This is a genomic window from Paracoccus ferrooxidans (assembly GCF_029909815.1).
Lineage (GTDB): Bacteria > Pseudomonadota > Alphaproteobacteria > Rhodobacterales > Rhodobacteraceae > Paracoccus > Paracoccus versutus.
This window is the reverse complement of sequence record NZ_CP038201.1, coordinates 279,582-298,828: the sequence shown is the minus strand read 5'-3', so window position 1 is coordinate 298,828 and position 19,247 is coordinate 279,582. Positions and strand designations below refer to the sequence as shown.

18 protein-coding genes and 2 pseudogenes are annotated in these 19,247 nt (G+C 63.1%); 10 read left to right on the top strand and 10 right to left on the bottom strand.

The features are described from left to right. Position 1: 1 nt before the first annotated feature. The 8 genes from E3U26_RS14455 to ric all read right to left on the bottom strand — a co-directional run bounded on the left by E3U26_RS14455 (position 2) and on the right by ric (position 8,538). Positions 2–772, bottom strand: a complete 771-nt coding sequence (locus E3U26_RS14455) for an ABC transporter ATP-binding protein (protein WP_499106292.1) — start codon at positions 770–772, stop codon at positions 2–4. Then, the gene (locus E3U26_RS14450) at positions 769–1,734 is read right to left on the bottom strand and encodes a FecCD family ABC transporter permease (protein WP_499106351.1); all 966 of its coding nucleotides are present in this window, start codon (positions 1,732–1,734) and stop codon (positions 769–771) included. Before E3U26_RS14450 ends, E3U26_RS14455 begins: the two co-directional genes overlap by 4 nt. Positions 1,735–1,786: 52 nt before the next feature. Beyond that, positions 1,787–2,611, bottom strand: a complete 825-nt coding sequence (locus tag E3U26_RS14445) for a class I SAM-dependent methyltransferase (protein ID WP_499106290.1) — start codon at positions 2,609–2,611, stop codon at positions 1,787–1,789. 11 nt (positions 2,612–2,622) lie between these two features. Continuing rightward, complete coding sequence (locus E3U26_RS14440; protein WP_499106289.1) at positions 2,623–4,821, bottom strand: TonB-dependent siderophore receptor; 2,199 nt, start codon at positions 4,819–4,821, stop codon at positions 2,623–2,625. A 378-nt stretch (positions 4,822–5,199) separates the two neighbouring features. After that, positions 5,200–6,870 (bottom strand): cytochrome c oxidase subunit I, encoded by a 1,671-nt coding sequence (locus E3U26_RS14435; RefSeq protein ID WP_499106288.1) that lies wholly within the window; start codon positions 6,868–6,870, stop codon positions 5,200–5,202. A 213-nt stretch (positions 6,871–7,083) separates the two neighbouring features. Further along, positions 7,084–7,422: a carboxymuconolactone decarboxylase family protein gene (locus E3U26_RS14430; protein WP_499106287.1), complete on the bottom strand. Its 339-nt coding sequence runs from the start codon at positions 7,420–7,422 to the stop codon at positions 7,084–7,086. A 19-nt stretch (positions 7,423–7,441) separates the two neighbouring features. Beyond that, positions 7,442–7,765, bottom strand: coding sequence for a hexameric tyrosine-coordinated heme protein (locus tag E3U26_RS14425; protein ID WP_499106286.1), 324 nt, complete (start codon positions 7,763–7,765; stop codon positions 7,442–7,444). A gap of 101 nt (positions 7,766–7,866) precedes the next feature. Then, complete coding sequence (ric, locus tag E3U26_RS14420; RefSeq protein ID WP_499106285.1) at positions 7,867–8,538, bottom strand: iron-sulfur cluster repair di-iron protein; 672 nt, start codon at positions 8,536–8,538, stop codon at positions 7,867–7,869. A gap of 141 nt (positions 8,539–8,679) precedes the next feature. Here ric and E3U26_RS14415 point away from each other — a divergent pair, with 141 nt between their 5' ends. The 7 genes from E3U26_RS14415 to E3U26_RS14385 all read left to right on the top strand — a co-directional run bounded on the left by E3U26_RS14415 (position 8,680) and on the right by E3U26_RS14385 (position 11,976). Next, entirely contained in the window at positions 8,680–9,117 is a 438-nt protein-coding gene (locus E3U26_RS14415) for an RrF2 family transcriptional regulator (protein ID WP_036761398.1), read from the top strand. Between the two features lie 21 nt (positions 9,118–9,138). Further along, positions 9,139–9,597 carry a DUF6522 family protein gene (locus E3U26_RS14410; protein WP_499106284.1) on the top strand — a complete coding sequence of 153 codons (459 nt, stop codon included), beginning with the start codon at positions 9,139–9,141 and terminating at the stop codon, positions 9,595–9,597. Continuing rightward, the gene (locus E3U26_RS14405) at positions 9,594–10,433 is read left to right on the top strand and encodes a succinate dehydrogenase iron-sulfur subunit (protein WP_499106283.1); all 840 of its coding nucleotides are present in this window, start codon (positions 9,594–9,596) and stop codon (positions 10,431–10,433) included. Before E3U26_RS14410 ends, E3U26_RS14405 begins: the two co-directional genes overlap by 4 nt. A 45-nt stretch (positions 10,434–10,478) precedes the next feature. Beyond that, positions 10,479–10,826, top strand: a complete 348-nt coding sequence (sdhC, locus tag E3U26_RS14400; RefSeq protein ID WP_499106282.1) for a succinate dehydrogenase, cytochrome b556 subunit — start codon at positions 10,479–10,481, stop codon at positions 10,824–10,826. Beyond that, the gene (gene sdhD, locus E3U26_RS14395; protein ID WP_499106281.1) at positions 10,763–11,206 is read left to right on the top strand and encodes a succinate dehydrogenase, hydrophobic membrane anchor protein; all 444 of its coding nucleotides are present in this window, start codon (positions 10,763–10,765) and stop codon (positions 11,204–11,206) included. Before sdhC ends, sdhD begins: the two co-directional genes overlap by 64 nt. Positions 11,207–11,218: 12 nt before the next feature. Beyond that, positions 11,219–11,659: a CBS domain-containing protein gene (locus E3U26_RS14390; protein WP_499106280.1), complete on the top strand. Its 441-nt coding sequence runs from the start codon at positions 11,219–11,221 to the stop codon at positions 11,657–11,659. A 188-nt stretch (positions 11,660–11,847) separates the two neighbouring features. Continuing rightward, positions 11,848–11,976 (top strand): helix-turn-helix domain-containing protein, encoded by a 129-nt coding sequence (locus E3U26_RS14385; protein WP_499106350.1) that lies wholly within the window; start codon positions 11,848–11,850, stop codon positions 11,974–11,976. Positions 11,977–11,983: 7 nt separating this feature from the next. On the opposite strand, the gene E3U26_RS14380 is transcribed toward E3U26_RS14385, so the two are convergent. Further along, complete coding sequence (locus tag E3U26_RS14380; protein WP_499106279.1) at positions 11,984–12,850, bottom strand: LysR family transcriptional regulator; 867 nt, start codon at positions 12,848–12,850, stop codon at positions 11,984–11,986. A gap of 112 nt (positions 12,851–12,962) precedes the next feature. Between E3U26_RS14380 and E3U26_RS14375 the strand changes: the two genes are divergently transcribed. Next, the gene (locus E3U26_RS14375; RefSeq protein ID WP_499106278.1) at positions 12,963–14,339 is read left to right on the top strand and encodes an amidohydrolase family protein; all 1,377 of its coding nucleotides are present in this window, start codon (positions 12,963–12,965) and stop codon (positions 14,337–14,339) included. On the opposite strand, the pseudogene E3U26_RS14370 reads toward E3U26_RS14375, so the two are convergent. After that, positions 14,315–14,605, bottom strand: a pseudogene (locus E3U26_RS14370) (hypothetical protein); the annotation flags it as partial. The gene E3U26_RS14375 and the pseudogene E3U26_RS14370 sit on opposite strands and share 25 nt — an antisense overlap. Position 14,606: 1 nt before the next feature. Here E3U26_RS14370 and E3U26_RS14365 point away from each other — a divergent pair. Together E3U26_RS14365 and E3U26_RS14360 are read left to right on the top strand one after the other, a co-directional pair. Further along, a pseudogene (locus tag E3U26_RS14365) lies at positions 14,607–14,720 on the top strand (IS5/IS1182 family transposase); the annotation flags it as partial. Between the two features lie 1,000 nt (positions 14,721–15,720). Beyond that, entirely contained in the window at positions 15,721–18,498 is a 2,778-nt protein-coding gene (locus tag E3U26_RS14360; RefSeq protein WP_499106277.1) for a patatin-like phospholipase family protein, read from the top strand. The last annotated feature ends 749 nt before the right edge of the window (positions 18,499–19,247 follow it).

The window sequence follows — 19,247 nt, the reverse complement described above, 5'->3', positions numbered from 1 at the left end:
CTCATGCCGGGACAAAAATATTGTGGGGGCCGTGATCGACCCGGGCGACCCGGACCCCATAGACCGCGTGGATGACCTGCGGCGTGAGGACCGAAGCAGGCCCGCCATCCGCGAGGATTTTCCCGCCGTCTATCAGCACCGCGCGGTCGGCGACATAGAGCGTGTGATCGGGATGGTGGGTGGTAAAGACGATCGTATGGCCCTCGACCGCGAGCGCGCGCATCAGGTCGAGCAAGCGGCGCTGGTTGCCGTAATCGAGGCCCGCGTCCGGCTCGTCCATCAGCAGGATGCGGGCGCCCTGGACCAGCGCCCGCGCGATCAGGACAAGCTGGCGCTCGCCGCCCGAGATGCCGGTGTAGTCGCGCTGTGCCAGATGCGCGATCCCGAGCCGCTCCAGAACCGCCTGCACCCGCTTCTCGTCCCGCGCGCCGGGAAGTTTCAGCAGGCCCAAGGTCACCAGCCTGCCCAGCCCCGCGACCTGCGCCACCGTATAGGGAAAGGGCGGCGTATGATGCTGGGGCACATAGGCGACGGCAGCGGCGATGTCGCGGCGGCGCATCGCGGCAAGCGGTATGCCATACAGAGAGACGCTGCCGCGCGCCGGCCGCAGCAGCTTCAGCATAAGCCGCAGCAGCGTCGATTTCCCCGCTCCGTTCGCGCCCAATATGGCGACGATCTCGGCCTCGCGAATGGCGAGTTCGACGTCCGACAGGATGACGCGCCTATCGCGGTCGAAACCCAGACCCTGCGCAGAGATGACGACCCTGCTCATGTCCAGCCCCGGCGGACGCGCGACAGGACGAGGACGAAGATCGGGATGCCGACGATCTCGGTGACAATGCCGATGGGGATTTCGATGCCCGAAAGCGATCGCGCCAGGATGTCCGCGCCGACCAGAAAAGACGCTCCCAGCAGGGCCGAAGCGGGGATCAGGCGCATGTTCATCGGACCGATCATCAGCCGCGCGATATGCGGGATGATCAGGCCGATCCAGCCGATGATGCCCACCATCGACACCGAGATCGCCGAGACCATCGTCGCAATGGCAATGACGGCATAGCGGATCAGCGCCACCGGAACGCCAAGCGTATGGGCCTCATCGTCGCCCATCGACATTACGTCCAGCGCGCGACCCAGCATCCAGACGATCAGGATACCCGCGAACATCGGCAAGGCGGCCCATCGCAATTGTTCGATACGTGCGGTGCCGAGATTGCCCATCAGCCAATAGGTGATCGCGGGCAGTTGATCGCCCGGATCGGCAGCATATTTGACCAGCGTCAGCAGCGCCGAGAAAAGCGCGCCGCTGATGATCCCGCCGAGGATCAGCATCACCAGCGAGGCATTGCCGAACAGGTTCGCAATCCCGAGCGCGAACAGCACGGCCAGAATGGCGCAGGCAAAGGCCAGCAGTTGCACGACGACCCAGTTTCCCGAAATCAGGATGCCGACGGACGCACCGAAACCGGCACCGGCCAGCACTCCCAGCAGGCCGGGCGAAACCAGAGGGTTGCGAAACACCGCCTGAAACGCAGCCCCCGCCGTGGCCAGGGACGTGCCGACCAGCACCGCTGCGGCGATGCGCGGCGCACGGATGTCGAGTATCAGGTTGCTCAACAGGTCGTAGCGGTCCTGCTCCATCCGGCCCAGCCCGGTCGCGGCCAGAACGAAATCGAACAGGTCGCGGGTGCCGACCGGATAGCGCCCGATCCCGAAGGCGAATATGACGCTCACCGCCAGCAGAAGCGCCAGAAACGTCAGCGTAGGGGAACGTGCCGTCACCCGATCACGTCCCGAAACCCGCCGGATGGACCTTGTCCCACCACAGGATGCAGGTTCGCGTTTCCATGCGCAGCGCCAGCCCGTCCTGGGTCTGGCTCAGATAGGGGGCGATGTTGTCGCGGAATCGCGGCTCATCGGTTTTGCCGATGCCCAGCCAGGAAAACCCGTCAAGAACCGCATCCCAGTCCGGGAAAACTTGGGAAAAGCCGTCGGGAACAAAACCGACGTTCACCTCAAGCCCCATCGCCACAAGGCGGTTGAAGACCAGCGCATATCCCGGCATCGGCGAAGGCCTAGCCGCCGCTGACGGCGGGGCAGGCTCGATTCCCGCCACCAGGCTGTCGTGAAAGCATTTGAGGCTGGGCCCCGAAAACAGCGTCACATAGGCACGCTTGCGCGCCAGCGCATCGATCTTGCGCAGGTCGTTCATCGCGGGCGAACGCGCGGCGACCACGATGTCATGCACCTCGACATTACCGTCCGGCTCGACATCCTGCCATGCAAGGTCGAGCCTGCGGATATTGTCACGCCCCGCCTGGCTTGCGTTGCGTTCCAGATGATCCAGCATCGGCCGGGAGACATCGAGCGCGGTCACCGACCGGGCGCGGGCGGCGGCCGGAATGGCAATCCTGCCCGGCCCGGCGCCTACATCCAGCACGGTTTCGTCTGCCCCGATGTTCATCATGTCGATCTGCAATCCGGTATATTCGGACTGCATCGCGACATAGCCGTTGTAGCGATCCGCGAAAGCATCCCACATCGGCGACTGGGCGAAGACCGGGGGCGTCAGCAGACGGTCCAGAAGGTCCCAATCAATCAGATTACCCATGGGCCGATCCTTCAGAACTTGAAGCTGGCCGAGAGCCTGACCTCGCGGGGCGCACCCAGAAAGGCGCTGTTCGCGCCCCGCGTCGCGCCATCGATGCTGCCGGGAAAGATCGATGCCCAGTAATGTTCATCGAAGACGTTGTTGATCGCGAGGTTGAAGACCGCGGTGGTATCCTTGGTCATCTGGCGTTCGTAGCGCAGCCCAAGATCCAGGGTGGCATAGCTGTCGACCTTGAAGCTGTTGATGTTGTTGCCCGCACGCTTGCCTGTGAAGTGCAGATTGGCGCTGGCCGAAAGCTCGGGCAGGCTCTTGAAGAAATATTCCATGAACAGGTTGGCCTGCACCTTGGGCGCGCCCACCACATCGGTATCGCTGGTCAGCGGGTTGCCGGTATTCCTCAGCTTGGGATCAAGCAGGGTGACACCGCCATGGATATTGAGGTTTTCCAGCAGTTGGCCGCGCAGTTCCAGTTCGATCCCCTTGTTCACCTGGTCGCCCTGGATGCGATAGACATTGTCCTCGCCGGTGAAAGCAAAGGGTCGCTCGATACGGAACACCGCCACCGAAGCATCCAGGCCGCCTAGGTCGGCCTTGACCCCAGCCTCGACCTGCTTGCTGCGCTCGGGCGCGAGCACCTGTCCGGCGTTCGCGGCCGTGGTCGGCGCGGTACCGCCGCTTTGCAGCGTGTCGGCATAGGCGACATAGGTGGTGATGTTTTCGGCGGGCTTGTAGCTCAGCACCACGCTGGGGCTGAAACCCCGCTCGCTGTATTTCTGCGTGACCGTGCCGGTTTCGTCATAGTTCTTGACGTCGAACCAAGTGTAGCTGCCCGACAGGATGGCCGACCACTGCCCGTTGAAGGTGATGCTGTCACCCAACACCAGGCTTTGCGATCTGTTGCTGAAGGATCTGTAGCGCGGCCCGTTGCGCACCAGACCCGTGGGGGCGTCCCATTGGACCGGATTGTCAATGCTGGCATCGCCAAGATAGCCGTGCACGCTCGGATTGCCACTGCGAGGGCTGTAGTTTTCCCAGTTCACGCCGGTCGTGCCCAGATGGACGTCGTGTTTGACCCCGCCGGTGAACAGCGTGCCGTTGAGGACGGCGATATTGCTGGTGACCCGGAACTGGCCGCTGACCCCGGCATCGATGCTGTTGCTGTAATTGCCGTCGTCGTCCAGAAGCGCGTTCGAGACAGATACGAACCAGCGGCTGACCCTTTGATGCTGCATCCCGGCGGTCAAGGACCAGTCCTCGTTGAACCGATGCTTGACGAGGCCGCCGACCAGCGTGTCCTCCAGCCCGTAGCCGGCGAATTTCTGACCGTAGCCGACCTTGGTCGGATCCGGCGCATCGGGCAGGGTCACGCTGTTGTCGTAGCTGAAGCTGCCGGGAAAGCCGAACTTGTCGAAACGGTAGCGGCTGGCGTTCAGTTCTATCGTCGTCTGGTCGGTCAGGTTGATGTCGAAGGCGCCGCTGATCAGCGAGCGATCCAGATCGCTGCCCTTCACATAGCCCTCTCCCTCTTCGCTCAGCACGTTGATGCGATAGCCGAGCATGCCGTCTGCCGCATGGCCGCCGAAATCGCCATGCGCCAGCCAGGTTCCCTTGCCGGTAAAGCCGGTGTTGATGCGATTATAGGGATCTTGCGTGGGCCGTTTGCGGGTGAAGTTGAAAAGTCCGCCGGGGCTCGCCGGGCCGAAATAGGCGCCGGCGAGGCCGTGGACGACCTCGACCCTTTCATACATCTCGATGGGCTGCGCAGTGGTGGCGACGATGTTCATACCATCGAGGCGATTGTTGAAAACCGGCGTGCCCTGCATGCCACGCGATTGCGGGCGCCCGACATCGCCGCCGCCGCGCGCCTCCATCTGCGTCGAGGGCATGTATTTCAACAGATCGGGCAAGGTCGTCGCCTGCTGGTTTTCAATCAGCGTCTTGTCGATGACGCTGACCGAATAGGGCGTGTCCTTGATCTCGCGCCGGCCAAGCGGACCGATCGTCGCGGTTTTCGCGCGCACCCCGCTCTTGCCGCTGTCGTCGCCCCCCTGGATGACGACCTGATCAAGAACGATGGCGTCCTGTCCGGGCAGCGTCTGCGCATGACCTGCTGTGGCCAGGCAGAAAAAAGAAATCGCTATCCCACCATTCGAAACTGCGCGACGCATGGCACCCTGGTCCCCCGTGATATCTGGATCGCGTGGTTCCACGCCACCGACAATCGTGAGGTACCATCACGATATGCTTGTGTAAACATATCGAATCGCGTCAAGATGCCGCGTGACGTGATTGCCAAGTTGTTATTCTGGGAGTTGTGGGGCGTATCAGATACTGCCGCTCCCATTGACATTCTCTTCCGTGCCGGTGCTCCAGCACCCGCTACCTTGGCGCGCCGACACCACTTGGGAATCGTCCGGTCTATCTCCTACCCCTCCTCTGCGGCACCGCTTGCAATGCAGCTTTCAGTGCCTATCCGCCTCGCACGGTATGATGCCTTTGGCTGATATGCGTCAGCATCGGCTGTTCCGACATCCGCTCGAGTCGGGTGCTGTTGGATACGATCGGTTGTTTCCGAAGGTCTGCCTCCGCTACCGATGCGCGTGTGCGCGATCCCAGTCCTCGCGCTTGGGCAGCTGCTCGAAGGTGTGCTCAGGCGGCGGCGAGGGCAGGGTCCATTCCAGCGTGTCGGCATGCTCGTTCCAGTAGTTCGGCACGTTCACGCGCTTGCCGGCGAAGAGCGTGTAGAACACGATGCCGATGAAGAACAGGAAGGACGCGAAGGAGATATAGGCGCCGATCGACGAGATATTGTTCCAATAGGCGAACTCGACCGGATAGTCGATGTAACGCCGCGGCATGCCCTGGCGGCCCAGGAAGTGCTGCGGGAAGAAGATCAGGTTCGAGCCGATGAACATCATCCAGAAATGCAGCTGGCCCGCCCATTCCGGGTATTGCCGGCCCGACATCTTGCCGATCCAGTAATAGGTGCCTGCAAAGATCGCGAAGACGGCGCCAAGGCTCATCACATAGTGGAAATGCGCCACGATATAGTAGGTGTCGTGATAAACGCGGTCCAAGGGCGCCTGGGCGATGACGACCCCGGTGACGCCGCCGACGGTGAACAGGAACAGGAAGCCGAAGGCCCAGAGCATCGGCGTCTTGAACTCGATCGAGCCGCCCCACATGGTCGCGATCCACGAGAAGACCTTGATGCCGGTGGGCACCGCGATGGTCATGGTCGCCATCTGGAAATAGGTCTGCTGGGTCAGTGACATGCCGGCCGTGTACATGTGATGCGCCCAGACGATGAAGCCGAGAAAGGCGATGGCGGCCATGGCCAGAACCATCGGCAGATAACCGAAGATCGGCTTCCTGGCGAAGGTCGAGATGACGTGACTGATGATGCCGAAACCGGGCAGGATCAGCATGTAGACCTCGGGATGGCCAAAGAACCACAGGATGTGCTGATACAGCACCGGATCGCCGCCGCCGGCCGGGTTGAAGAAGTGGGTAGCAAAATTACGGTCCATCAGCAGCATGGTGATACCCCCGGCCAGCACCGGCAGCGACAGCAGGATCATCCAGGCGGTGATGAAGACCGCCCAGGCAAACAGCGGCACCTTGAACAGCGTCATGCCCGGCGCACGCATGTTGAGGAAGGTGGTGATGATGTTGATCGCACCCAGGATCGAGCTTGCGCCCGAGACGTGGACGGCAAAGATCGCCAGGTCCATCGCATAGCCGGCCTCGGTTGTGGAGAGCGGCGGGTAGAGCACCCAGCCCACGCCCGCGCCGGGCTGGTCGTTGCCGCCCGGCGACAGCAGCGAGGCGATGGCAAGCGAGACCCCGCAGACATAGAGCCAATAGCTGAGGTTGTTCAGCCGCGGAAAAGCCATGTCCGGGGCGCCGATGTGCAGCGGCATGAAATAGTTGCCGAAACCGCCAAACAGGGCCGGGATCACCACGAAGAACATCATCAGGATGCCGTGATAGGTCACGACGACATTCCACAGATGGCCGTTCGGCGTGCATTCCGCCGAGGCGTCGGCGACCAGCCGCATCCCCTCCAGGCACATGTATTGCACGCCGGGATGCTGCAACTCCATGCGCATGTAGACGGTGAAGGTGACGGCGATCAGCCCGGCCGTCCCGGCGGTGAACAGGTAAAGGATGCCGATGTCCTTGTGGTTCGTCGACATGAACCAGCGGGTGAAGAAGCCCCGCCTCTCTTCGATGCTGTCGCTGATCTGGGCTGACATGGTCCTGTCCTTTATCTGTGCAGGCTCCGGTTTGCGGATACGCGGATGGTCGGGCGCGGCGGCAAGCCGACCTGGCCGGCCCTGCGGCTATCGGCAAGGCGAAGGGTGGCATCCAGCCTCGCGGTGATCCGCCGGACTGCCGCCGCGCCCTTCCTACAGGCCTCGACCCCTAGCCATGTTCCGCAAGGGACGGCAGCAGAGCGTGGGCAGGCTTCACGCGCCATCGATCTGGTCCAGCACCGCAAGCGCCTTGTTGGCATGGGCATAGGCGGCCCCGGCGCGCATCTCGGCCGCGACCCAGATCGCCTCCATGATCTGCTCGGGGCTGGCGCCCTCGCGGCGGGCGCCCTTGACATGGCCCTCGATGCACCAGGGGCATTGCGTGACATGGGCCACGGCGACCGCGATCAGCTGCTTGGTGCGCTTGTCCAGCGCGCCGTCGGCGAAGACCGCCTTCGACAGCGCCAAAAAGGCATCGTCGATGGCTGGCGCCAGCGTGTGCCGCCTTGCCGCTAGCGCGGCGCTGGCCTTGGGCAGGGAGATGTCGGCCATGATCGTCCTCCGTTCAGGTTCATTCGCGCCAATAGTCGTTCGCTGCGGCGATGGTCGCGAACCAAGCCGCCGCCACGCCCGAGACGTCGATCAGCCTGCCCGCATCGGCCGCATAGCCCGGACGCCCGGCCTTCAGCACCGCGACATCGGGCTGGGTCGTCCTAACCGCCCGCCGCGCCATGCCGATGGCCAGATCGAAGCCCTGCTGCGGCGTCCGGGTCTGCAAGCTCGGCAGCCATGTCTCTTCCGCCGCCGTGGCCGTGGCGGGCTGGCCGCTCTGGGCAAGGCCGGCAGGCGGCAGCAGCGCCAGCGATGCGGCAAGGATGCAACTGGGTCGGACCATGGAACCTCCTCCTTGAATGGGTCACAGGGCGGGCTTGGGGGCGTCGGATGCAGCGCCGGCGGCGGGCGGCGCCGCATGAAACCGCAGGCGGGCAGCGGGCCTCATGCGGCCTTTTCGAAGCGCGGGAACAGCACGTTGTTTTCCAGATGGATATGCTCCATCAGCTCGGCCCGCAGCTGCGCGGTCCCGGCGTAAAGCGCCTGCCAGGTCCGGCAAGCGCCCTCGGGCACGGTATGGTCCTGCGTCAGCCGCGCCATCTCTGCCAGGAAGGCGCCGTGATCGTCGTGATCGTGCCGCATCTCGGCGATGGGGACGGCGATCCGGTCCGCCGCCTGCCGGCGCATGGCCGGGAAAAGGATCAACTCTTCCTTCTTCATGTGCACCTCCAGTTCGCCCCATATCTGCTGCAGCACGTCGGCTAGCCCCTTGGGCACGTCCGGGTGGCCGGCATGGACCGCCTCGACCTTGCGCGAAAGCGCGATCAGTTCGGGGATCTGCCGGCGATGCGCCTGGTGATAGCGGGTCTGGATATGGTCGATCAGCGCCCCGGTCTCCCGTGGCGCATCGGGGATCGCCAGGGGGTCGAGGTTGCCCAGGACCGCCTCGAGCGCGCCAAGGTCCAGCTGGCGCCGATTGGCTGCCTCTGCCAGCGGCACCTCTCCGTGGCAGCAGAAATCGATGCCGAAGCGGCGGAACACGCCGGACGCGCCGGGAAGCCGCGCGGCGATCTCGCCGACCGTCCGGTCGTGCAATGGGAATGTGGTCTGGGGCATGGCGGTCTCCATGAGCGGGGGGTGTCTGACGGTGAGTCGGGCGCCGCGGGGCAGGAGGATGCGCGAAGCCCATATTCGGTACTTGCAATGCCGAATATCCTCCCACATAATCGGTATTGTCAATACCAATTAGGAGAGCCGATGCGTCTTGCGACCTTTACCGACTACGGATTGCGGGTGCTGATGCGCCTGGCGGGCGCGCCGGAAAAACCGATCTCGACCGGGCAGATCGCCAGGGAATTCGCCATCTCGCAGCATCACCTGGCCAAGGTGGTCAGCGACCTGGGGCTTGGCGGCTTCGTGCGGTCCGAGCGCGGCAGGTCCGGCGGGCTGCGGCTGATGCGCCCGGCGCATGAGATCACGCTGGGGCAGGTGGTGCGCCATCTGGAGCGCAAGTTCGCCATCGTGGAATGTTTCCGCGCCGACGGCGGCGCATGCGTCCTGCGGCCGCGCTGCCGCCTGCGGCCGCAGCTTTCCGCCGCGCGCGAGGCGTTCATGGCCGAGTTGGACCGCACGACGCTCGAGGATTGCGCCTGGCCCGGAGCGGGTCCGGGAGGGCGCGTGGTGGCGGCCGAGTGAGGCCGGGAAAGAGAGGGGGCGATGCCTGGGATCGAATTGCAGCAAGACGGCGCCCGGATCGACGCGGCCGTCCTGGCCAGGGCATTCGGGATCAGCGCCGACGATCTGCGGCAGGGCATGCGCGACGGCACGATCACCAGCCGGTTCGAGCGCGGCGCGGGCAAGGATGCCGGCACGGTGCGGCTGCTCTTCTTCTCGTCCAGCCGCCGCATACGGATCACGGCGGACGCAAGCGGCAGGATCCTGAGCTGCGGCGCGATGGATTTCGCCCGATCGCCCGGCCCCGGAAGCCCAGGCGCGGAGGCCGGCGGGGATCACGGGACCCCCTTGCCGGCGAGGGACCGGGATCCGGGACAGGCGGCGCATGTCGAGACGCTTCTCGACCTGGCGCTGCAAGGAACCTTCCCCGCCAGCGATCCCATCGCCATCACCATCGACGCACAGCCCCCGGCATCCCGCCCACAAGGAGAGGGGCCATGATCGTCGATCGCTCGGACGAGGTGCCGCGTCTGAAGTGGCCACGGCGCTTTCCGGTCCCGCGCAACCTGGGTGTGGCGGTGCATTCGCGCATCGCCGAGGGTAAATCCTGGCCTGCGCCGGAGGGCGCCACGCGGATCGCAACGCTCCGCATCTATCGCTTCGATCCCGACGGCATGGCCGGCCCGCGGCTGGATACGTTCCGCGTCGATCTGGACGATTGCGGGCCGATGCTGCTCGACGCGCTGATCTGGATAAAAAGCAGGATCGACCCGACGCTGACCTTCCGGCATTCGTGTCGCGAGGGCGTATGCGGGTCATGCGCCATGACGATCGATGGCACGAATTGGACCGCTTGCACCCGCGCCATGGCTGATCTGGCCCAACCCGCGATGATCTTTCCGCTGGCCAACCTGCCGGTGATCAAGGATCTGGTGCCCGACCAGAGCCATCTGTTCGCCCAATACGAGATGATCGAGCCCTGGCTGCACGCCGAGACGCCGGCGCCGGAGCGCAAGCGGCTGCAATCGCCCAGGGAGCGTGCAGCACTTGACGGCTATTACGAGTGCATCCTGTGCTTCTGCTGCACCTCGGGCTGCCCCAGCCACTGGTGGAACGGTGACCGCTTTCTAGGTCCCGCCACGCTTCTTCAGGCGTGGCGCTGGCTGGCCGACAGCCGCGACGAGGGACGCGGCGAGCGGCTCGACGCCCTCGAGGATCCGTTCCGCCTCTATCGTTGCCACACGATCCTGAACTGCACCCGCACCTGTCCTCGCGGGCTGAACCCCGGCCGCGCCATCGCCGAGATCAAGAAGAAAATGATCGAGCGGCAAGGCTGACACGAAGGAAGCGCCATGTCTCACCGCCGTCCAAAATCACCCAACATGCAGAACTACCGGCCACAGCTGACCTCCGTCCTGTCGTTCGGGCACCGGCTTTCGGGCGTGGCGCTGAGCCTCGGCGCCTTCGGCCTCGCAGGCTGGCTGATGGCCGGCGCCTCGGGCCAGGACGCGTTCGGAAGCGCGCAGGCGCTGCTGCTGTCCGTGCCTGGCCGTATTGCGCTTTTTCTTGTAACGCTGGCGCTGTTTTACCATCTTTGCAACGGCGTCCGGCATCTGGTCTGGGACAGTGGCCGGGGCTTCGAATTGCGCGCGATCTATGCCGGCGGATGGACGGTGGTGGGGACAAGCCTGATCCTGACGCTGGCGTTGTGGACATGGTGGCTGGCATGACGATCCGCCCTATCCCGCCATTCGCACGGGCACGCGGCCTTGGAGCAGCGGGGCATGGCACCGCTCATTGGTGGGCACAGCGAGTCTCGGCCGCGGGTCTGGTGCCGCTGGTCCTGTGGTCCGCCCTGGCGTTGGCCGGCGGCGCGGCCGCGGATCACGCGAAGCTGGTGGCCTGGTTGGCGGCGCCGCTCAATTCCGGGCGCATGATCCTGCTGTTGATGGCCGGCTTTCATCATGCGGCGCTGGGGCTCCCGGTTCTGGCCGAGGACTACATTCATTCCGGCGCGCGGTTCGTCGCCGTGGCGGCGATCCAGCTGGCCTGCTTTGCAGGTGCCGTGTTCGGCATCGCCTCGGTGCTGCGCGTCGCGCTGATGCCATAGGAAGGAGTTCACGTGCTTATCCAGAAATATCTGCCTACCGCGCGCCGGCACCTGCAATCGATCGATGTGAACGCGGCGCTTCTGCAGGCGGCAAGGCGGCTTGGCGAGGGCTGCGACATGCTGCTGGTCTGCGATGCTGCCGGCCGACTGGCGGGTGTCCTGACCAAGACCGACGTGGTCCGCCAGACAGGTCGCTGTGCCGGCGCCAGCTGCACCGCACCCGTCATCGAGGCGATGACGCGCGACGTCACCACCGTGACCCCGGACGGTTGGCTGCAGGATGTCTGGGACATCATGAAGACCCGCGGCTTCAAGAACATTCCGGTCATCGATGCAAACCGCCACCCGCTCGGCGTGCTGAATGCGCGCGATGTTCTTCAGACGCTGCTGCAGGAAGTCCGGGAGGAGGAAAACCTGCTGCACGATTATGTCATGAATATCGGCTACCGCTGACGCGGGCGCAAGGGATCTGCGTGCCACTCGTCGTCGAGGATTCAGCGCCCCGAAAACAAACTTGACCGATTCGGAAAGCAGGTCAGCTTGGCACCCGTTCGTTTGCTGTGACCAGTTTAAAGAAACACGGACGAAACAACATCTAATCGCGTCATGACAGCACCCCGAATGCCGCGGAGCGTGCCGCGCTGCGCCGGCTGATCGGGGTATGTGGCGGCAATATTCCGGCGGTGGCGCGGCAGGTGGGGGTGAACCGCAGCACCATCTATCGCCGGATGCACTGGCTGGGACTGGCGGATGCGGGGCGCGCCGGGTGACCGGCGATCACCTGCCGGCTGCCGCCAGGCTGCGGCGATGCCGCTCGGACAGCAGGCCGGTCATCTCGCCGATCAGCCGGCCGATGGAACCGGCGCTTTCCCAGGAATAGATCGACACCACCATGGTCGGCTCGCCGCCGAAACTGTCGCAGCGCCGCAGCCGCGCGCCCGAGACCGCCGCGACCGGCAGAAGCGTGATGCCCAGCCCGCCCTCGACGCCCAGGATGACGCTGGGCAGACTGCTGCCGGAAAAGGCGACATACCAGCGCCGCTGCTCACGCTCGATCCGCGCGAACATGGCGTCGCGGTAAAGCCCGCCGGGCGGGAACACCACCAGCGGCACCGGGCCTTGCCAGTCGGGCGGCAGGAGGGCGCTTTCGAACCAGGCCATCGCCTCGGTAAAATGCGCCCGGCAATCGCTGTCGGGAGCGGGCTCCTTGACCACGACGATGTCCAGTTCGGCCGCGCGATAGCGGCGCATCAACTCGCGGCTGAGGCCGACGGTCACGTCCAGCCGGATCTGCGGGAACTGCCGGGTGAAGTCGCGAAAGATCCCGCACATCTCGGGGTTGAAGATGTCCTCGGGCAGGCCCAGCCGGATCGAACTGGTGCCGCTGGGATCGCCAAGCGCCGCCGCCGCCTCTTGCTGCAGGGCCAGGATGCGCCGGGCATAGCCCAGAAGCCGCTCGCCCTGCGGGGTCGGCAGCACCGGGCGCGCGGCACGGTCGATCAGGGCATGGCCCGCGGCATCCTCCAGCCGGGCCAGTTGCTGGCTGATGGTGGATTGCGTCATGTGCAGCCGTTCCGCGGCGCGGGTGAAGCTGCCGCTATCGACGATGGCGACAAAGGCGCGCAGCAGGCGCGGATCGAGCATCCCGGACTCCATTCGATTTCACGATGTTTATCATCTAGACATTTAATTTCCAGATGATCCCGGTCACGCTTATCCAGAACGCAGGACAAACGACATTCGGGAGGAAACGCATTTGCACACCGAGCACCGCCACAGCCGCCGCGCCTTCCTGTGCGGCACCGGGGGGCTGATGACCGCATCGGCCGTGATGGGCATGGGAGCCGCCAGCGCCGCAGGAGCCGCCGAGGAACTGGCACTGACCGGCGAGATCGCCGAGACGCATTACTACCTGACCGAGGTCCGGCTTGAAAGCGGCTTCGAGCGCGAGGGCGAATACATCACCGCCACCCGCACCGCGCTGCATACGCTGGAAATCCGCGACGGCAGCATCCAGGCGATCCTGGAGGAAGGCGCCGCGCTGACGCCGGACGTCCCGCGCTATTCGGCCGGGGGCAAGCTGGCGCTGCCGGCCTTTCGCGACATGCATATCCACCTGGACAAGACCTTTTATGGCGGGCCGTGGCAGGCGCCGCTGCCCCGGCAGGGCAAGACGATCATGGACATGATCGCACGCGAGGAAATCCTGCTGCCGAAGCTGTTGCCCACCTCGCAGCAGCGGGCCGAGGCGCTGATCGATCTGCTGCTGTCGCAAGGCACGACCGTGGCGCGCAGCCATTGCAACATCGACCCGGTCAGCGGGCTGAAAAGCCTGGAGCATCTGCAACTTGCGCTGGAAAAGCACCGCGACCGCTTTGAATGCGAAATCGTGGCCTTCCCGCAGCACGGCCTGTTGCATTCCAAGGTGGACGGGCTGATGCGCGAGGCGATGGCCATGGGCGTGCAATTCGTCGGCGGGCTGGACCCGACCAACGTGGACGGCGCGATGGAACAGTCTCTGGACGCGATGTTCCAGATCGCGCTGGACCATGACAAGGCGGTGGACATCCACCTGCACGAAACCGGCCCCTCCGGCACCGCCGCGATCAACTACATGGTCGAGACGGTCGAGCGCACGCCGCAACTCAAGGGCCGGCTGAACCTGAGCCACGCCTTCGCGCTGGGAACGCTGCCCGAGGCCGAACTGGACGCGCTGGCCGAGCGCATGGCGGCGCAGGGCGTCACGGTGATCTCGACCGTGCCCATCGGGGCGCTGACCATGCCCCTGCCGCGCCTGCGCGAAAAGGGCGTGACGCTGATGACCGGCACCGACAGCGTGATCGACCACTGGTCGCCCTTCGGCACCGGCGACATGCTGGAAAAGGCCAATCTCTGCGCACAGCTTTACGGCGGGCGCGACGAGTTCGCCCTGACCCGCGCCATGGCCATCGCCACCGGCGACGTGCTGCCGCTGGACGATGCGGGCGACCGCGCCTGGCCGAAACCCGGCGATGCGGCGGAATTCGCGCTGGCCGAGGCCAGTTGCTCGGCCGAGGCGGTGGCCCGGCGCTCGGCCCGCAGCGCCACCTTCCACAAGGGCCGGCTGGTCTACGGCGGCGTCGCCCGAGCCTGACCCGCGACAGGCAGGGCGGCCATCGCCGCCCTGCCCCATTTCCTGCCCGCCTGCGCGACCGGACCCTGGTCGCAAAGCCCGGCGAAGCGGTCGCGCTGCAGGTTCTTCTGCACCTTGCCCATGGCGTTGCGCGGTAACTCGTTCACGAACAGCACGCGCTTGCGCTGCTTGAACTTCGCCAGCCGCCCTTCCAGCAGGGCCAGCATATCCGTCCCGGTCAGGGCGGAGCAGCCAGTCGGGACCACGACCGCCGTCACCCTTTCGCCCACGCGCCTCTCAATACAGGTGCTCTTTGGCGTGGAGATCCGACGAACGACGGGGTTCATCGATAACCTCCTGCGGCTTGTCGGGCTGGACTGGGCTGCGACCGGTTTCGGCAGCGGGCCTCCCGGCATCGCAGTCGAGAATACTGAACCGCCAGCGATACTGTCGATGCAGCGCTGAACCAACCGGCTGGACATGTGTTCGTGGCCGGTGCGCCCGAACTGCCCGATTGCCATTGCTGCGGCATCTGGACCGAACCGCCTATGGCCGTTCTGCAAAAAAGGGTATCCGCTCGCCATACAATCCGCCGCCATATGAGCTGATCTGGCAGGCGAACGGCCGATATTTTGCATGCTTCAAGATAAGAAAGGCCACCCTTTTGCAGCCCGAGCGATCGATTATACTTGGATGATTAGCGAGTTATGACAGCGGTGGTTGCGGGGGCCCTCCGCCATGGCCGCCACGGCTATCGCCAGATCGCCGAACTTCGGCTCAGCCGATCGGGCCGGGTGGTCAATGACAAGCAGGTCGCGCGGCAAGGACGGGGTAAGGCGGACAGACAACCAAAGCGAGACCGGCTCTGGCTCAATGACGGGTGACGGCTGATGTATCCGCCTGCGCGCCGAGCAGCCCAACCATGTCTGGTTCCACGACCTCGTCGAAGATCGAACCCAGCCGCGTCATTCTTTTGCCGTTTCACAAAGGGCATAAGCTGAAGAAATGGGCCGGACATCGTGGTCCTACGCCCGCCCGAGCTGAATGGTAAGCGCCACCACGTGCTTCCAACGCAACGACGCAGCTTGGCTGCATTGAGAAGAATTCCACACCTTGCCCCGCATCGTCAGCGGGCGGAACGACCGATCAACAGTATTGGCAGCCTTGCGCCTGAAAGGCATTCTCCTCCCACGGTGTTCTTCAACCCCTACCCTGGCACATCAATGCTGCCGGAGGGCCATCCCATCATATCAAGATCGACCCACCAGAAGAGGTCGATCAACCAAAGGACGAAACTATACCATTGCATGAATTGAGAGTATTTTATCGAATAAACAAATGAGTGACTTGCAACTGTGAAAATGGTAGAATTTTACCATTATTTCCCGTCTAGGTGCATCCGATGCCACACACATCCGGCACGACCTCCACCTTTCGGCAAGAAGAACAGAATAAGCAGGACAAATGGAACGATCTCTTCAAGAGTGAGGAAGAGATCATTGACGGCGCCTATGGTAGAGCCGGGAAAGAGGACCGGAAAGGCTACCGGACAGGCATCTGCCTTTCGGGCGGCGGCATTCGCTCCGCGACCTTTGCTTTGGGGGTTCTTCAGGCTTTGGCAAAGGCGAAACTCATCAAGCATCTCGACTATATGTCGGCGGTGTCGGGCGGCGGATATATCGCATCAGCGATGGCGCTGCATTACGCGCAAAACCGCGATGAAAATCCATCCGAAGCGGGGGATCCAGATGGAGACTTTCCATTCAAGGAGTCCGAGGAGGACGACGATGGTGGTCGCGCACTGAACTTCTTGCACAACAATGCGAACTATCTTGCGCCGGAAGGCTTCCGGGGTTTTGCAACCGGCTTCTACGTCGTTGCCAGATCAATCCTGTTCAACCTGTTCATCTGGACGCTGCTTGCCGGCGTTGTCGTTGCAGCTCTCATGAAATTTTCCATGTGGGTCATTCCCAAGGATAACTCCTGGTATAAGGGCTGGCATAGCTACCTGTCGTGCCCTCGCATGACAGGATCCTGGCTTGAACAATATTCGGACTATATATGCAGGCACGAAAATATCGTTTTCTGGCTATTTCTTACGCTATCACTTTTCCTTTTTGGCGTAATCGTTGTTCTGATGGTCATGGCTTCCATCTCGAGCTTCCGGCCGAACGAGGCGGGAAAGACGGAGGAGGAAAATCTCTGGCGATTCTCCACGGGTCTCGTTCTGCTCTGCCTGCCCTTCGTAGCCCTTGTGCTTTGGGGAGCCGAGCCATGGCCCATGCTCCGGTCCATGCCCTGGTTCGTAAAACCCGCCCCAGTCGTTATCTTGACGGCTTTTGCACTGGTTGGTCTCTGGTTGGTCGGAGCATATATTCCCTCCCGCCTCCGTGGAGGCGGCCGGTCGCCGAATGGCCCGCCCGCCCCGGAATACGGACGACGGCGCATGGTCGAGGCTCTTTCTGGGGGGCTGCTCATTCTCGCTGTGGGATTCCTTCTGGTCGGCATCATTCCCTTCATTCCTCCTCTCCTCCCCTTTTTAGTCGGCGAGATCGGTGGCGGCCCAAAAGGCGTTGAAGAGGGCGGCCACCTGGGCCTTCTGCCTTTCGCTATCTATCTCATAGCCACCATGTCGGCGCTTTTCGGTTTCTACCAGGCGCGGCTGAAGGGTGTATTGGGACAGAAAGCCGCCGTGGTCATTGTCGCTGGCTCTGCGATCCTTGTCTATGGCGCAGGCATAGCCGCATATCTGGCCGCGCTGGACCTGCTCGAGATCCATAAGGCGCTCTTGGACAATACCAATCCGCTCGAGCTGCGCCATGTTCTCTATATGGTTGCCGTGATCACCGCTGCCGCACTCTGTTTCATTGTCAATATCAACGATATATCATTGGGTCGCTTTTATCGCGATCGGTTGATGGAAGCCTATATGCCGGACAAGGCAAGCATCGACCTCCGCAAAGTCGGCGCGGCGGGTTCGGCCGATCGCTACAAGATGAGAGAAATCGCAAACCTTCCCCAAAAGGTTAAGTCTGGCGAAGACGAGGGCAATATCGTTATGCCATATGAGCCGCGCAGGCTCAACGGACCCTATCCGCTGATCTGCACGACAGTGATGACGCCCTGGGCAGAAGACACGACAGACCGGCGGCGCGGCGGCGATTCCTTCATCCTTTCGCCACTCTATTGCGGCTCGACAGTGACGAGCTGGCAACCCACTCAAGAAGCGCTCGGCGGGAATCTGTCGCTGCCGACGGCCATGGCAATCTCCGGTGCGGCTGCAAATCCAGGTGGTGGTTTCGCGGGTGCCGGTCCTACAACCAATATCGTCGTAGCAACTGCGATGACGCTTCTCAGCATGCGTCTCGGCTATTGGTTCCGATGGCGAAAAATAGCGAAGTGGCGTCAATGGTTGAACCCATATGGCAACCACCTTTTCCCCGTCACGACCAACCTGCTGCGTCGGGTATTAAACTCCAAAACGAAAAACCCGGTGTTCGTTGAACTCAGCGACGGCGGGCATTTCGAGAACCTGGGACTCTATGAGCTGGTGCGTCGGCGCTGCGCATTGATTATCGTTTGCGATGGCGAGTCGGACCCCACCACTGCCTATAACAATTTTACCGCGGCCATCCGGCTTATTCGCGAGGATTTTGCCGCGGAGATAGAGTTCAACATGAAGATCTTCGACAAGGGTGGCGGAGAATTTCAGCCCTCTGGACCACAGCATATCGTGGCACGGAAGCACGAGAACGAATATCCCAAGGAGGTCGAGTTTGCCCGCCGCGGCTACTTCCTAGGAACGATCCGCTACGCCAGCCAGGGCCAGCTGGAAAAACGCATCAGGAAAGTTCCTGCGGCCTCGCATTCCAAATATGGCAAGGCTCCAGAAGAGAAGCTGGGGCCAGAAGAAGGGCTGCTCATCTATCTCAAATCCGCCCTCATTCCAGGCTTATCGATCTCGACACGCAGCTATCGGGGTGGACACCCCGAATTTCCCTATGAGAGCACGACGGACCAGTTTTTCTCGATGGAGCAGTTCGAGGCTTATCGTGACGTTGGAAAGAGAATCGCGGGCCAGATGCTTGATGAAACCGACCTCGCCCTGCTGTTCAAGGATGGGCGTCCGTCTTGGTCCGGCTTAATAGGCTTCGATACCTCCAGGAGGTTCGGCCGATAATCCATGGTGCATTGCCTGAAAATGACATCGAATTGAACCGATGTGCCAGAAGCCTGGATCAGGGGGCTTCCTGGCAAGCGGCCCTGTGATTCCATTCCTTTGGGAAGATGGATCATGTCAGCACCGCACCATCGGCATTTTGGGTTCGGTTTCCGCGCTACCTCAATGAAGGTCCAGGCGCGGCGGCGGCACGGTTGAAGCTGCCGCCGGCGGCAGGTGTGCGGTGGGTGCGAAGCGATGGGTCATGCGCGGGCCACCCCTCAGGACCGTCCCAAGGGCCATGGCAAGCTCGCACCGCATCCGACGAACGTCCTGGTCAGGGCGCCGATATGACCCTGCTCGACCCGTCCGCACACTAAAAACCCTCAGCGGCCTCAAGCCCCGCGAACGAGGCCTTCCGCAGGCGATCATGCGCACAAAAGGCGGCCTGAACGCCAGGCTGGACATGCTCAGCGGCAAGAGGGTCTGCCCGCTAAATTTCCTCTCCGGCCTGAGAGTGCGGCAGATATTGATATTGCCAAAACGCTCAAAATGGAGAAAACTGACCGAGACCCTATCCAGAATTCGAATCGACTGTCGACCGGCAGTCCTGCACCCTGTTGGGCTTTTATTAATCCGGCATCCGCGAAAATCGCCGTTCGCCGGAACGATATTGACGTGACGCCTCCTTGATAGCATTCGGTGATCTGCACAATGTGCAGATCAAAATCGTCTTGTGGCAGCTGATGAGTTCTCTGCGGTTAAAATTG